The organism is Enterobacter cloacae complex sp. ECNIH7 (assembly GCF_002208095.1).
Lineage (GTDB): Bacteria > Pseudomonadota > Gammaproteobacteria > Enterobacterales > Enterobacteriaceae > Enterobacter > Enterobacter cloacae_M.
The window spans coordinates 4,302,498-4,316,392 of the sequence record NZ_CP017990.1 but is presented as its reverse complement, the minus strand read 5'-3'; the positions used below and the strand labels follow the sequence as shown (position 1 = coordinate 4,316,392).

General features: G+C 45.9%; 13 protein-coding genes and 2 pseudogenes. 13 read left to right on the top strand and 2 right to left on the bottom strand.

What is annotated here, in order from left to right; genetic code table 11:
- Window positions 1-145 precede the first annotated feature (145 nt).
- The 4 genes and pseudogenes from WM95_RS21405 to WM95_RS21370 form a co-directional block, all read left to right on the top strand.
- Window positions 146-493 (top strand): quaternary ammonium compound efflux SMR transporter QacE delta 1, encoded by a 348-nt coding sequence (locus WM95_RS21405; protein WP_000679427.1) that lies wholly within the window; start codon window positions 146-148, stop codon window positions 491-493.
- Complete coding sequence (sul1, locus tag WM95_RS21400; protein WP_000259032.1) at window positions 487-1,326, top strand: sulfonamide-resistant dihydropteroate synthase Sul1; 840 nt, start codon at window positions 487-489, stop codon at window positions 1,324-1,326. The genes WM95_RS21405 and sul1 overlap by 7 nt, the downstream gene beginning before the upstream one ends.
- A gap of 174 nt (window positions 1,327-1,500) precedes the next feature.
- Window positions 1,501-2,265, top strand: coding sequence for an IS6-like element IS6100 family transposase (locus WM95_RS21390; RefSeq protein WP_001389365.1), 765 nt, complete (start codon window positions 1,501-1,503; stop codon window positions 2,263-2,265).
- 176 nt (window positions 2,266-2,441) lie between these two features.
- A pseudogene (locus tag WM95_RS21370) lies at window positions 2,442-2,975 on the top strand (IS6-like element IS26 family transposase); the annotation flags it as partial.
- Window positions 2,976-3,005: 30 nt separating this feature from the next.
- Here WM95_RS21370 and WM95_RS21365 read toward each other — a convergent pair.
- Entirely contained in the window at window positions 3,006-4,211 is a 1,206-nt protein-coding gene (locus WM95_RS21365) for an IS256 family transposase (protein ID WP_088544805.1), read from the bottom strand.
- A 57-nt stretch (window positions 4,212-4,268) separates the two neighbouring features.
- On the opposite strand from WM95_RS21365, the pseudogene WM95_RS27275 reads away from it, so the two are divergent.
- The 6 genes and pseudogenes from WM95_RS27275 to WM95_RS21335 all read left to right on the top strand — a co-directional run.
- Window positions 4,269-4,445 (top strand): annotated as a pseudogene (locus tag WM95_RS27275) (IS6 family transposase); the annotation flags it as partial.
- 449 nt (window positions 4,446-4,894) lie between these two features.
- Window positions 4,895-6,370, top strand: a complete 1,476-nt coding sequence (gene msr(E) / locus WM95_RS21355) for an ABC-F type ribosomal protection protein Msr(E) (protein WP_000052512.1) — start codon at window positions 4,895-4,897, stop codon at window positions 6,368-6,370.
- A gap of 55 nt (window positions 6,371-6,425) precedes the next feature.
- Window positions 6,426-7,310 carry an Mph(E) family macrolide 2'-phosphotransferase gene (locus WM95_RS21350; protein ID WP_000155092.1) on the top strand — a complete coding sequence of 295 codons (885 nt, stop codon included), beginning with the start codon at window positions 6,426-6,428 and terminating at the stop codon, window positions 7,308-7,310.
- Between the two features lie 83 nt (window positions 7,311-7,393).
- Window positions 7,394-8,098, top strand: coding sequence for an IS6-like element IS26 family transposase (locus WM95_RS21345; RefSeq protein WP_001067855.1), 705 nt, complete (start codon window positions 7,394-7,396; stop codon window positions 8,096-8,098).
- A 63-nt stretch (window positions 8,099-8,161) separates the two neighbouring features.
- Window positions 8,162-8,836, top strand: coding sequence for a universal stress protein (locus WM95_RS21340; RefSeq protein WP_236901067.1), 675 nt, complete (start codon window positions 8,162-8,164; stop codon window positions 8,834-8,836).
- A gap of 90 nt (window positions 8,837-8,926) precedes the next feature.
- Window positions 8,927-9,259: a TraR/DksA family transcriptional regulator gene (locus WM95_RS21335; RefSeq protein WP_011787803.1), complete on the top strand. Its 333-nt coding sequence runs from the start codon at window positions 8,927-8,929 to the stop codon at window positions 9,257-9,259.
- Window positions 9,260-9,376: 117 nt separating this feature from the next.
- On the opposite strand, the gene WM95_RS21330 is transcribed toward WM95_RS21335, so the two are convergent.
- The gene (locus WM95_RS21330) at window positions 9,377-9,997 is read right to left on the bottom strand and encodes a recombinase family protein (RefSeq protein WP_011787804.1); all 621 of its coding nucleotides are present in this window, start codon (window positions 9,995-9,997) and stop codon (window positions 9,377-9,379) included.
- Between the two features lie 169 nt (window positions 9,998-10,166).
- Here WM95_RS21330 and WM95_RS21325 point away from each other — a divergent pair, with 169 nt between their 5' ends.
- From WM95_RS21325 to WM95_RS21315, 3 genes are read left to right on the top strand one after another with little or no spacing between them, the layout of a single operon-like run.
- Complete coding sequence (locus tag WM95_RS21325; protein ID WP_011787805.1) at window positions 10,167-10,427, top strand: type II toxin-antitoxin system Phd/YefM family antitoxin; 261 nt, start codon at window positions 10,167-10,169, stop codon at window positions 10,425-10,427.
- Window positions 10,427-10,738: a type II toxin-antitoxin system RelE/ParE family toxin gene (locus WM95_RS21320; protein ID WP_011918375.1), complete on the top strand. Its 312-nt coding sequence runs from the start codon at window positions 10,427-10,429 to the stop codon at window positions 10,736-10,738. The genes WM95_RS21325 and WM95_RS21320 overlap by 1 nt, the downstream gene beginning before the upstream one ends.
- A gap of 23 nt (window positions 10,739-10,761) precedes the next feature.
- A complete protein-coding gene (locus WM95_RS21315; RefSeq protein ID WP_011787830.1) occupies window positions 10,762-13,842 on the top strand; it encodes a Tn3 family transposase in 3,081 nt (1,026 codons plus the stop codon).
- Window positions 13,843-13,895: the final 53 nt, after the last annotated feature.

The window sequence follows — 13,895 nt, the reverse complement described above, 5'->3', positions numbered from 1 at the left end:
AGCCGATGCCGCTTCGCGGCACGGCTTATTTCAGGCGTTAGATGCACTAAGCACATAATTGCTCACAGCCAAACTATCAGGTCAAGTCTGCTTTTATTATTTTTAAGCGTGCATAATAAGCCCTACACAAATTGGGAGATATATCATGAAAGGCTGGCTTTTTCTTGTTATCGCAATAGTTGGCGAAGTAATCGCAACATCCGCATTAAAATCTAGCGAGGGCTTTACTAAGCTTGCCCCTTCCGCCGTTGTCATAATCGGTTATGGCATCGCATTTTATTTTCTTTCTCTGGTTCTGAAATCCATCCCTGTCGGTGTTGCTTATGCAGTCTGGTCGGGACTCGGCGTCGTCATAATTACAGCCATTGCCTGGTTGCTTCATGGGCAAAAGCTTGATGCGTGGGGCTTTGTAGGTATGGGGCTCATAATTGCTGCCTTTTTGCTCGCCCGATCCCCATCGTGGAAGTCGCTGCGGAGGCCGACGCCATGGTGACGGTGTTCGGCATTCTGAATCTCACCGAGGACTCCTTCTTCGATGAGAGCCGGCGGCTAGACCCCGCCGGCGCTGTCACCGCGGCGATCGAAATGCTGCGAGTCGGATCAGACGTCGTGGATGTCGGACCGGCCGCCAGCCATCCGGACGCGAGGCCTGTATCGCCGGCCGATGAGATCAGACGTATTGCGCCGCTCTTAGACGCCCTGTCCGATCAGATGCACCGTGTTTCAATCGACAGCTTCCAACCGGAAACCCAGCGCTATGCGCTCAAGCGCGGCGTGGGCTACCTGAACGATATCCAAGGATTTCCTGACCCTGCGCTCTATCCCGATATTGCTGAGGCGGACTGCAGGCTGGTGGTTATGCACTCAGCGCAGCGGGATGGCATCGCCACCCGCACCGGTCACCTTCGACCCGAAGACGCGCTCGACGAGATTGTGCGGTTCTTCGAGGCGCGGGTTTCCGCCTTGCGACGGAGCGGGGTCGCTGCCGACCGGCTCATCCTCGATCCGGGGATGGGATTTTTCTTGAGCCCCGCACCGGAAACATCGCTGCACGTGCTGTCGAACCTTCAAAAGCTGAAGTCGGCGTTGGGGCTTCCGCTATTGGTCTCGGTGTCGCGGAAATCCTTCTTGGGCGCCACCGTTGGCCTTCCTGTAAAGGATCTGGGTCCAGCGAGCCTTGCGGCGGAACTTCACGCGATCGGCAATGGCGCTGACTACGTCCGCACCCACGCGCCTGGAGATCTGCGAAGCGCAATCACCATCTCGGAAACCCTCGCGAAATTTCGCAGTCGCGACGCCAGAGACCGAGGGTTAGATCATGCCTAGCATTCACCTTCCGGCCGCCCGCTAGCGGACCCTGGTCAGGTTCCGCGAAGGTGGGCGCAGACATGCTGGGCTCGTCAGGATCAAACTGCACTATGAGGCGGCGGTTCATACCGGGCTCTGTTGCAAAAATCGTGAAGCTTGAGCATGCTTGGCGGAGATTGGACGGACGGAACGATGACGGATTTCAAGTGGCGCCATTTCCAGGGTGATGTGATCCTGTGGGCGGTGCGCTGGTATTGTCGCTATCCGATCAGCTATCGCGACCTTGAGGAAATGCTGGCGGAACGCGGCATTTCGGTCGACCATACGACGATCTATCGCTGGGTCCAGTGCTACGCCCCGGAGATGGAGAAGCGGCTGCGCTGGTTCTGGCGGCGTGGCTTTGATCCGAGCTGGCGCCTGGATGAAACCTACGTCAAGGTGCGGGGCAAGTGGACCTACCTGTACCGGGCAGTCGACAAGCGGGGCGACACGATCGATTTCTACCTGTCGCCGACCCGCAGCGCCAAGGCAGCGAAGCGGTTCCTGGGCAAGGCCCTGCGAGGCCTGAAGCACTGGGAAAAGCCTGCCACGCTCAATACCGACAAAGCGCCGAGCTATGGTGCAGCGATCACCGAATTGAAGCGCGAAGGAAAGCTGGACCGGGAGACGGCCCACCGGCAGGTGAAGTATCTCAATAACGTGATCGAGGCCGATCACGGAAAGCTCAAGATACTGATCAAGCCGGTGCGCGGTTTCAAATCGATCCCCACGGCCTATGCCACGATCAAGGGATTCGAAGTCATGCGAGCCCTGCGCAAAGGACAGGCTCGCCCCTGGTGCCTGCAGCCCGGCATCAGGGGCGAGGTGCGCCTTGTGGAGAGAGCTTTTGGCATTGGGCCCTCGGCGCTGACGGAGGCCATGGGCATGCTCAACCACCATTTCGCAGCAGCCGCCTGATCGGCGCAGAGCGACAGCCTACCTCTGACTGCCGCCAATCTTTGCAACAGAGCCTCCGTCGCCATGCTCACCTCGCTTTGGTGCACACGAGTATTGAGCATAGTCGAGATTGGGGCACTGTTGCAAATAGTCGGTGGTGATAAACTTATCATCCCCTTTTGCTGATGGAGCTGCACATGAACCCATTCAAAGGCCGGCATTTTCAGCGTGACATCATTCTGTGGGCCGTACGCTGGTACTGCAAATACGGCATCAGTTACCGTGAGCTGCAGGAGATGCTGGCTGAACGCGGAGTGAATGTCGATCACTCCACGATTTACCGCTGGGTTCAGCGTTATGCGCCTGAAATGGAAAAACGGCTGCGCTGGTACTGGCGTAACCCTTCCGATCTTTGCCCGTGGCACATGGATGAAACCTACGTGAAGGTCAATGGCCGCTGGGCGTATCTGTACCGGGCCGTCGACAGCCGGGGCCGCACTGTCGATTTTTATCTCTCCTCCCGTCGTAACAGCAAAGCTGCATACCGGTTTCTGGGTAAAATCCTCAACAACGTGAAGAAGTGGCAGATCCCGCGATTCATCAACACGGATAAAGCGCCCGCCTATGGTCGCGCGCTTGCTCTGCTCAAACGCGAAGGCCGGTGCCCGTCTGACGTTGAACACCGACAGATTAAGTACCGGAACAACGTGATTGAATGCGATCATGGCAAACGAGGGTGTTCAATATTCTGTGTCAGCCGATCATAGGTCAATATGATCATCCAATCTGCCGGGGAAATGGATCGATAGCTGCGACAGCGTCAGATTCCAATTCTGGATGGGGAGCGTCCAGCGTTCTGATGCCTGCAACATACCGGCGTATAACAGCTTGAGCAAACTGTTTTCATTGGCGAAACCGCCTTTGGTTTTCGTCAGTTTGCGGAACTGCCGGTGTACCGCCTCGACCGCATTGGTCGTGTAGATGGCGGTTCTGACGTATTCCGGGTATTTAAAATAGGCCGACAGCGTCTCCCATTTATTGCGCCAGGATTTAATGACGACTGGGTATTTCTCGCCCCACTTGGCCTCCAACTCATCCAGCGCCGATTCAGCCGCACTCAGGGTAGCCGCTTTGTACACGCACTTCAGATCCACCATGAAGGCTTTCTGGTTCTTGCTGGCAACATATTTCAATGAGTTGCGGATCTGGTGGATGACGCAGTGCTGAACTTCCGTTCGAGGATAGATACTTGCGATGGCCTCAGGGAAGCCCTTCAAGCCATCCACACAGGCAATCAGTATGTCTTTGACACCCCGGTTATGCAGATCGGTCAGCACGCTTAACCAGTGATGGGCCCCTTCATGCTCTGACAGATAAAGACCGAGCAGCTCTTTTTTACCTTCGACATTCAGGCCCAGAATGGTGTAAACAGCTTTGGTGATATAGCGGCCATTTTCCTTGATCTTGTAGTGAATGGCATCGAGCCACATCACCGGATAAATCGCATCCAGCTCACGGTCACGCCAGGCTTGTAACTCAGGCAGCAGCTTGTCAGTCACGGCGTTGAGCGTACCGTTGGACAGATGGATGCCGTACAACTCTTCGATATGCGCCCGGATATCCTGGTAGCTAGTTCCAAGCGCAAACAGGGCGATGATTTTGCGCTCCAGCTCGTCAGTCAACTGGGTCTGGTGTTTTTTGATGATTTGCGGCTCAAAGGTACCGGCCCGATCACGAGGCGTATTGAGTTCAAAGCGCCCAGCGATGCTTTTGATGGTCTTGGATGTTGAGCCGTTTTTGCGATTGGGCGTTTCATCTTGGGCGAGGTGCTGCTCAAGTTCGGCCTGCATGGCCGCTTCGGTCAATTGCTTGATAAGCGGGGTAAGAATGCCGTCTTTGCCAGTCAGGTCTTTACCGTCACGCAAGGCTTGCAATGCAGCTTCGATATCGAAGGATGGTTTGGTCATGTGTCATCTCTTTTTGTCGTAGTTTAATGAAATGACACAGAATTCTGAACACTACCTGGCAAACTGAAACGGATAATCGGCGCCACGCTGGGATTTAAATCCATGAAGACGGCTTACGCCACCATCAAAGGTATTGAGGTGATGCGTGCACTACGCAAAGGCCAGGCCTCAGCATTTTATTATGGTGATCCCCTGGGCGAAATGCGCCTGGTAAGCAGAGTTTTTGAAATGTAAGGCCTTTGAATAAGACAAAAGGCTGCCTCATCGCTAACTTTGCAACAGTGCCTAAAATAAGCCTTATATCCAAGCATAAAACAAGGTTGTCTAGACTTCTTTTAACAGTAAAGTTATCATAAAACTGAATTTTATTTTTTAGGTAAGTTTATGCATTCTATCCGCATTCGTTAAGACACAACTATTTGCATAGTGACACTATTTTATAATGGTGGGCTTTTGTTGTGTCTTTAAGAATATATGCGGATATATAAAGTAAAAGTATGCTTAATTTATAAGTATGCTTTTAGTGCATAGTTTCCAGTTATAACTTAATTGACTAGCTATTTGTCCACCCTGTGGATGAATAGCTTTTTTTTTGGGAGGACACTGTGATGCTAGCTTTTGTTTTCACCTAAATCCTGTTTGCTGCATAAAAAATTTCAAGAGCTAAACAGGAGTAAATAAAAATGAGTTTAATTATTAAAGCGAGAAACATACGCTTGGATTATGCTGGGCGTGATGTTTTGGATATTGATGAATTGGAAATTCACTCTTATGACCGTATTGGTCTTGTGGGTGATAACGGAGCAGGAAAGAGTAGTTTACTCAAAGTACTTAATGGCGAAATTGTTTTAGCCGAAGCGACATTACAGCGTTTTGGTGATTTTGCACATATCAGCCAACTGGGCGGAATCGAAATAGAAACGGTCGAAGACCGGGCAATGTTATCTCGCCTTGGTGTTTCCAATGTACAAAACGACACAATGAGTGGCGGAGAGGAAACTCGTGCAAAAATTGCTGCCGCATTTTCCCAACAAGTACATGGCATTCTAGCGGATGAACCAACCAGCCACCTTGATCTCAATGGAATAGATCTACTTATTGGTCAACTTAAAGCATTTGATGGAGCATTACTTGTTATCAGTCATGACCGATATTTTCTTGATATGGTTGTAGACAAGATATGGGAGTTAAAAGACGGTAAAATTACGGAATATTGGGGTGGTTACTCGGATTACTTGCGTCAAAAAGAAGAAGAGCGACAACACCAAGCCGTAGAATATGAGCTGATGATGAAGGAACGGGAGCGATTAGAATCTGCTGTGCAAGAAAAACGCCAGCAAGCTAATCGATTAGACAATAAGAAAAAAGGAGAAAAATCCAAAAACTCTACCGAAAGTGCTGGACGACTTGGGCATGCAAAAATGACTGGCACCAAGCAAAGAAAACTGTATCAGGCAGCTAAGAGTATGGAAAAGCGTTTGGCTGCATTAGAAGATATTCAAGCACCAGAGCATTTGCGTTCTATTCGTTTTCGTCAAAGTTCAGCCCTAGAACTGCACAATAAGTTCCCGATTACGGCAGATGGTCTGAGCTTAAAATTTGGTAGCCGTACTATCTTTGATGACGCTAACTTTATAATACCGCTTGGCGCTAAAGTCGCTATAACTGGATCGAATGGAACAGGGAAAACGTCCTTGTTAAAAATGATATCAGAACGTGCTGATGGATTAACCATATCTCCAAAAGCTGAAATTGGCTACTTTACACAAACAGGATATAAATTTAACACGCATAAATCTGTGCTCTCCTTTATGCAGGAAGAGTGCGAGTACACAGTTGCGGAAATTCGTGCAGTATTGGCTTCAATGGGGATCGGAGCGAATGATATTCAAAAAAACTTATCCGACTTATCGGGAGGTGAAATCATCAAACTGCTTTTATCCAAAATGCTTTTAGGAAAATATAATATTTTGCTTATGGATGAACCAGGAAACTATCTTGACCTAAAAAGTATTGCCGCATTAGAAACAATGATGAAGTCCTATGCAGGAACTATTATCTTCGTATCTCATGACAAGCAATTGGTCGATAATATTGCTGACATTATCTACGAGATCAAAGACCACAAAATCATCAAGACTTTTGAGAGAGATTGTTAATGATAGCCAATCTAATCCGAACATTAATTATTGAACTCTTTAAAGGAAATTAAAAATGACAATTCAAGATATTCAATCACTTGCTGAAGCACACGGCTTGTTGCTTACGGACAAAATGAATTTCAATGAAATGGGCATTGATTTTAAGGTCGTTTTTGCTCTTGATACAAAGGGGCAACAATGGTTGCTGCGTATTCCTCGTCGTGATGGCATGAGGGAACAAATCAAGAAAGAAAAACGCATTTTAGAATTGGTAAAAAAACATCTTTCTGTAGAGGTTCCTGATTGGAGAATTTCATCTACAGAATTAGTGGCTTATCCCATACTTAAAGATAATCCTGTTTTAAATTTGGATGCTGAAACCTATGAAATAATTTGGAATATGGACAAAGATAGCCCGAAATACATAACATCTTTGGCAAAAACCTTATTTGAAATCCATAGTATTCCTGAAAAAGAAGTTCGGGAAAATGATTTGAAAATTATGAAACCTTCAGATTTAAGACCTGAAATAGCAAACAATTTGCAGTTAGTAAAATCTGAAATTGGTATAAGTGAGCAATTGGAAACCCGCTACAGAAAATGGTTGGATAATGATGTTCTATGGGCAGATTTCACCCAATTTATACATGGCGATTTATATGCTGGGCATGTACTAGCTTCAAAGGATGGAGCTGTTTCAGGCGTTATTGATTGGTCAACAGCCCATATAGATGACCCAGCGATTGATTTTGCTGGGCATGTAACTTTGTTTGGAGAAGAAAGCCTCAAAACTCTAATCATCGAGTATGAAAAACTAGGGGGTAAAGTTTGGAATAAACTATATGAACAGACTTTAGAAAGAGCAGCGGCCTCTCCTTTGATGTATGGTTTATTTGCCTTAGAAACTCAAAATGAAAGCCTTATCGTTGGAGCAAAAGCTCAGTTGGGAGTTATATAATTTAAAAATATGATTGCTGAGGCACTGTTGCAAATAGTCGGTGGTGATAAACTTATCATCCCCTTTTGCTGATGGAGCTGCACATGAACCCATTCAAAGGCCGGCATTTTCAGCGTGACATCATTCTGTGGGCCGTACGCTGGTACTGCAAATACGGCATCAGTTACCGTGAGCTGCAGGAGATGCTGGCTGAACGCGGAGTGAATGTCGATCACTCCACGATTTACCGCTGGGTTCAGCGTTATGCGCCTGAAATGGAAAAACGGCTGCGCTGGTACTGGCGTAACCCTTCCGATCTTTGCCCGTGGCACATGGATGAAACCTACGTGAAGGTCAATGGCCGCTGGGCGTATCTGTACCGGGCCGTCGACAGCCGGGGCCGCACTGTCGATTTTTATCTCTCCTCCCGTCGTAACAGCAAAGCTGCATACCGGTTTCTGGGTAAAATCCTCAACAACGTGAAGAAGTGGCAGATCCCGCGATTCATCAACACGGATAAAGCGCCCGCCTATGGTCGCGCGCTTGCTCTGCTCAAACGCGAAGGCCGGTGCCCGTCTGACGTTGAACACCGACAGATTAAGTACCGGAACAACGTGATTGAATGCGATCATGGCAAACTGAAACGGATAATCGGCGCCACGCTGGGATTTAAATCCATGAAGACGGCTTACGCCACCATCAAAGGTATTGAGGTGATGCGTGCACTACGCAAAGGCCAGGCCTCAGCATTTTATTATGGTGATCCCCTGGGCGAAATGCGCCTGGTAAGCAGAGTTTTTGAAATGTAAGGCCTTTGAATAAGACAAAAGGCTGCCTCATCGCTAACTTTGCAACAGTGCCCACGGGAGCACTTGCTCAATGAAATGGTTGAGCTCGAAGCGCGCCGGGGCAAGCTGGCACTCGAGCAGGGTAAGTATATGTTGCAAGATGCGCAAACGCGCATCGTGGAGGCACAACCTGCAGTCGTGGTTAAAACCTTGCAGCGTCACGGCGATTTAGTCGAAACCCTGTTAGAGCAAGAATCCCATGCCAGATTGGTGGTGATGGGGCGTCAAGGGGAGCAACATCAAGATCAAGCGCAGGCGATTGGCAGCCATCTAGAAAACGTCATTCGCACAGTTAAGCAGCCTATTTTAGTGGTGATGACAGAGTTTGAAGCACCGAAACGATTTATGATTGCCTACGATGGCAGCATTACTGCGAAAAAAGCCCTTAATCAAGTGCTAACAAGTCCACTCTTAAAAGGGCTTGAATGTCATTTGGTGATGGTGTCTGATGCTCAATCACAGGCGACAGCAGAACTGGCGTTGGTGACCGAATCTCTGATGGCGGCGAATTTCAATGTGGTTACCGCTGTTTGTCAGGGAGAAGTTCAAACGGCTCTTGAGATCTATCAACTTGAGCATCACATCGATCTTATGGTGATGGGGGCCTACGGCCATTCGCGGATAAGAGAGTTTTTTGTGGGAAGCAATACCACAAAGATGATCAGTAAAAGCCATATCCCATTATTATTATTGCGCTAACAGCTATTGATATTGCACTAATCAGTATCCAAGACGCTGGTTAGTGCATAGTAATAGAGATAGGTTCTGACGCTTAAGTTTGGAGGTGAAATGAACGAGCAGCTAAAGCAACAACTGCATTTACAGTTACAGCAAATGCTGGAAAGTTTGTTAGCGCAGATTGCAGCACAAACGAGTGATGTGCAAGTTGTCGAACTTGACCAATCACGACTCGGACGTCTTTCACGTATAGATGCATTGCAAGGACAGCAAATGGAATTAGAAACTGCGAGACGCAAGCAGCATCAGTTACAAGTTATTGAAGGTGCATTATTGCGCATAAATAGCGATGAATATGGCAGCTGTTTTGTCTGTGGTGAAGATATCGATTTGAATCGGCTTATGTTTGATCCTACCGTGACTCGCTGCATTAACTGTTCGTAGAAATATTAATGTTAGGCTAAGGCTCTTTAGATAAGGAAAATTTATCATACCTATTGATGTTACGTTAATACAGTAAGGCTAATTTTAAACGTCAATACATACAATAGTCAGTATCAATCACGTTTTATATTTTCCATAATCTCGCAGCTCTTTAACATCTATCGAGTAGGGGGAAACAATTGATTGCTTAACTGAATTTATTGCCCGATAAATAGAAGCTTCTCCAAGGTGATACTCCTTGGCAAGCTGACCAATAGTGGCCCCCTCAGCTCTTTTATCATAAATTGCTTGTTTTAAGGTGTCCGTAAGTTTTACAGGCCTACCAAATTTAACTCCATTTTCATGTGCTTTTGCGATACCTTCAGCTTGCCTCTCTGTCCGCAAGTCATTTTCAAACTCAGCAATAGCAGCCAACATATTGAACATGAGTCTCCCAGTCGAAGTGCTCGTATCAATGTTCTGATCGATAACGAGCAAATCAATACCTTCACTTTGAAAACGCGAAGCAATCTGGGCTAAGTGGACGACTGAGCGAGCAAGACGATCGAGTCGGGTTACCACTAGGGTATCCCCTTCACGTAAATAACTCATGCAAGATTGAAATTCAGACCGTTCAGCCGTCCTCCCACTGCGTTTTTCTTGATATATCTTATTGCACTCAGCTCGATGTAACTTGCCCAGTTGCACTTCTAAGCTTTGACCCGTGGAACTCACTCGAGCATAACCAACTTTGGACATAAATCACCATATCTCTTTAAAGGTTTTGATAATGCACTTATGATAGTAGTTTTGATAGGTAATAACCAGAGCTATCAAATAGTATACATTTTGATAGGGTGCATTTTTGACTTTTATCGCCCAACTGGTGTAAATTGAGCGAATCGAACGATTCGTTTAAAGGTGATAAATGAACACTCTTTCAGCCAATGAAGCAAAAATTCACTTTGGAGATTTGTTGCTCAAAGCTCAACAAGCTCCAATCCAAATTAATAAAAATGGCAAGCCTGTGGCCGTTGTTATTTCAGCTGATGCATACCAAAGTATCGAGACACTAAAATTACATTTGCTTCAATCCAAAGCGGTGAAAGCCATAACTGACATCAAAATGGGCAATTTGGTTGATGGTAATACCTTTTTTGATGAGCTGGCCGCAGGGCAGTATGACTAATGCCGGTAACTTATCATTTAACGCCCGATGCACAATCTGATCTGATAGGTATTCACCGCTTTACGTTAGCCCAATGGGGAACGACTCAGTCGAAGACCTATTTATCAGGACTTAGACAAACGATTCAACTGCTGGCTGAAACACCCACCCTTGGGAAAAATAGACCCGAGGTACGCATGAATGTGTTTAGCTTCCCTTATTCAAGTCATGTCATCTATTACATCCAACATGAGCATCAATTCGTTGTATTTGGGATCTTACATAAAAGTATGGTTCCACTTGCACATCTCGCGGAGCGGGAAATTATTTGATGTAGTGAAATAGGGAGGGCACCATGAAAAATGATGTTCGGCGGCTATCTATTTTGTCAACTGATGAAATAGATGAACTGTTTGGATTACCTCATTTCTCAGATGATGATCGTCGATTATATTTTGACTTAAGTGCTAAAGAGCGCGAGCTATTCGACAATACCCGAACGTTTTCTGTGGCAGCCCATTTAGTATTGCAACTGGGCTATTTCAAAGCCAAACGGCAGTTTTTCAGTTATGAACAAGAATCGTCAGTACTAAATGACTTGGATTACATTGCCGCGCTGTACTTTCCCACCAAAACGCTTTCAAGACTGAAAAGTCCCTCAAGACCGATTAGGGCTGAACAACAACGAGCAATTCTTGATTTATTCCAGTATAAACAATGTGATAATGAGGTAAAAGTTGATTTGGAAGATAAAGCACAGCGGGTTGCGATGTTATCGACACAACCTATCTTTATCTTTCGTGAATTAACCCAATACTTAGCATTACACCGTATTGTCATGCCCAGTTATCGGTATATGCAAGAGATGATTGGTAGAGTGGTGGCTTATGAACGCACCCGTATTGCTCGATTACTTAGCACTTGCATGACTTCACTTATCGATCAGCAATTAGCGGCTTTGCTTCGGGCTGAGTCAGGAGTATTTCGCGTCAGCGCATTAAAACATGAAGCTAAAGATTTCAGTTATAAAGAATTGCGACATGAAGTCGCACGGCGGCAGTTTTTCCAGCCTCTACATGAGTTTGCCAAGCAGTTCCTCATAACAGCGGGGATCTCCAATGAAAGCGGCAAGTATTATGCTTCTATGGTTAAGTTTTATACCACTTATAAACTTCAACGCATGAAAAAAGAGACTGCACAGTTATATCTGCTGTTTTTTGCTTTTCATCGGTTTCAGCAAATTAATGACAACTTAATTGAAGCATTGCTCCATTGGGTCGATCAATACGAGAAACAGGCCAAGCGTGCCGCTGAAGAAGCAATGAATAATGCGGTTACCAATGCAGCGAAAAATTTACAGGCTGCGGGTCATGTATTGAGCCTGTTTACGGATGACACCATCACCGATGACACACCTTTTTCCATTATTAAAGAAAAAGCCTATGCATTGCTTGAACAAGAGAGATTCCCATTAGTTGCTGATTACTTACGCAATATTGCTTTCGACAAAACGGCATTTGAATGGTCACATTACACAAAATTATCCGCCACATTCAAACGTAACTTAAGGCAACTTTTTACTGATCTGGATTTTGCCGGACGTGTAGAAGACTCTCCTTTGCTTGAAGCTATCGCGTTTTTACAAAACTTATTGCGCACAGAAAAATCACCAAGGCAAACTGACCCTAATTCATTTCCGACTGAGATTATTCCTAAAGGTTTACGCCGATATTTGTTTAGTAAAGAGGGCAAAACATTTAAAACGCTTGATGTAGATCGCTATGAGTTTTTGGTCTATCGCCTACTACGCAACTCACTGGAAGCGGGTGATGTGTACGTTAAACATAGTAATGAATTTCGCCGCTTTGAAGATGACTTAATAAGCGATCTTAGATGGCAGGATAAAGAACGAGTATTGCAAGATATTGGTGCACCCATTTTATTGGCCCCTATCCAAGATACTCTGGCTGTATTTCATACTATGCTAGCAGCACGTTATAGTGCGATTAACCAACATATTTCTGATGGGGTCAACAAACATATTAAAGTAATTGGGGCTGCCGAAAAGCGTCGTTGGAAGCTGCTTTATCCGAGCAGTGATGAATCCGTTAATAGCGATTTTTACAGCCAGTTACCAGGAATTGGTATTGCGGATCTACTGTGGTTTGTTGCGGGTAATACTGGATTTTTAAATGCATTTACCCATGTATTAGATCGTTATGTAAAGCATGAAGCTGATCCCCGTGAAATTTTCGCCTGTATTGTTGCGATGGGAACAAACATGGGGTTAGCAAAAATGGCTGAGGTTTCAGGCCTTAGCTCAGCATCAATGGCGGGGACATCAAGAAATTATCTACGCTTGGAGACATTACGAGCGGCTAATGATGCGATTAGTAATGCGACCAGCCAGCTACCCGCATTTCATCTCTATGATATTCAGGACACACTTCATTCAAGTAGCGATGGTCAGCGGATAGAAACGCAAATTAACACCCTTAACGCTCGATATTCTCCCAAGTATTTTGGTTTACAGAAAGGTGTCAGCGCCTACACGTTGGTTGCAAATCATGTTCCTATAAATGCAAAGATTATTGGGACTCACGAACATGAAAGCCATTACGTTTTCGATTTATTGCATAACAATACCTCTGATATAAAGCCAGAACGGCATTCCACTGACACCCATGGCACCAATCAGGTTAATTTTTGGATTTTGCATGCATTTGGATATCATTTTGCACCTCGTTATCGTGATTTGCATAAGAAAATGGATACGTTAGTCGGCTCACAACATCCCAATGAGTGTGGTGACTGGCTAATAAAGCCTGCCCGAAAAACCAACGATGAATTGATTGAACGTGAATGGCCCAATATTCAACGGATCATGGCATCGCTAGCTCAAAAAGATGTTACTCAAGCCACGATTGTTCGCAAACTCTCGAGCTATTCGCGTCAGAATCAGACCAAGAAAGCATTATGGGAGTTGGAAAACATATGCCGAACGCTATACATTCTCGACTTTGTCGACGATGTTGGCTTACGTCAATGTGTACAAAAAGCATTAAATCGTGGCGAAGCCTATCATCGTCTTAGACGAGCAGTTGCATTTGTTAACGGTGGAAAATTCAGAGTAAAAACAGAAGAGGAGCAGCAAATATGGAATGAATGCTCTCGGCTCATCACCAACGCGGTCATTTACTACAACACAGTGCTGCTATCTCGTGTCTATGAACAGAAGCAAACAGTAGGAGATCAAAATGCACTGGCTCAGCTTCACAGTATTTCGCCCGTTGCATGGCAGCACATCAATATGTATGGCAATTTTGAGTTTAGTCCATCAACCTCAAAAATAGATATCGATGCATTGGTTGCTCGATATGCTGAACCAGAATATTGGAAGCAAGCGCTGATTGAGAACGAGAATTCAAGTGAGTGATTTTAGAATTTAAAGCTAACTTTACATTTTTGGCGCGTTGGGCAAATTTAGCC

Excerpts from the sequence above, each read along its gene's own strand:
- WM95_RS21405 (WP_000679427.1), top strand. The coding sequence starts at position 146 with ATGAAAGGCTGGCTTTTTCTTGTTATCGCAATAGTTGGCGAAGTAATC.
- sul1 (WP_000259032.1), top strand. The coding sequence starts at position 487 with ATGGTGACGGTGTTCGGCATTCTGAATCTCACCGAGGACTCCTTCTTC.
- WM95_RS21390 (WP_001389365.1), top strand. The coding sequence starts at position 1,501 with ATGACGGATTTCAAGTGGCGCCATTTCCAGGGTGATGTGATCCTGTGG.
- WM95_RS21365 (WP_088544805.1), bottom strand. The coding sequence starts at position 4,211 with ATGACCAAACCATCCTTCGATATCGAAGCTGCATTGCAAGCCTTGCGT.
- WM95_RS21350 (WP_000155092.1), top strand. The coding sequence starts at position 6,426 with ATGACAATTCAAGATATTCAATCACTTGCTGAAGCACACGGCTTGTTG.
- WM95_RS21345 (WP_001067855.1), top strand. The coding sequence starts at position 7,394 with ATGAACCCATTCAAAGGCCGGCATTTTCAGCGTGACATCATTCTGTGG.
- WM95_RS21335 (WP_011787803.1), top strand. The coding sequence starts at position 8,927 with ATGAACGAGCAGCTAAAGCAACAACTGCATTTACAGTTACAGCAAATG.
- WM95_RS21330 (WP_011787804.1), bottom strand. The coding sequence starts at position 9,997 with ATGTCCAAAGTTGGTTATGCTCGAGTGAGTTCCACGGGTCAAAGCTTA.
- WM95_RS21325 (WP_011787805.1), top strand. The coding sequence starts at position 10,167 with ATGAACACTCTTTCAGCCAATGAAGCAAAAATTCACTTTGGAGATTTG.
- WM95_RS21320 (WP_011918375.1), top strand. The coding sequence starts at position 10,427 with ATGCCGGTAACTTATCATTTAACGCCCGATGCACAATCTGATCTGATA.
- WM95_RS21315 (WP_011787830.1), top strand. The coding sequence starts at position 10,762 with ATGAAAAATGATGTTCGGCGGCTATCTATTTTGTCAACTGATGAAATA.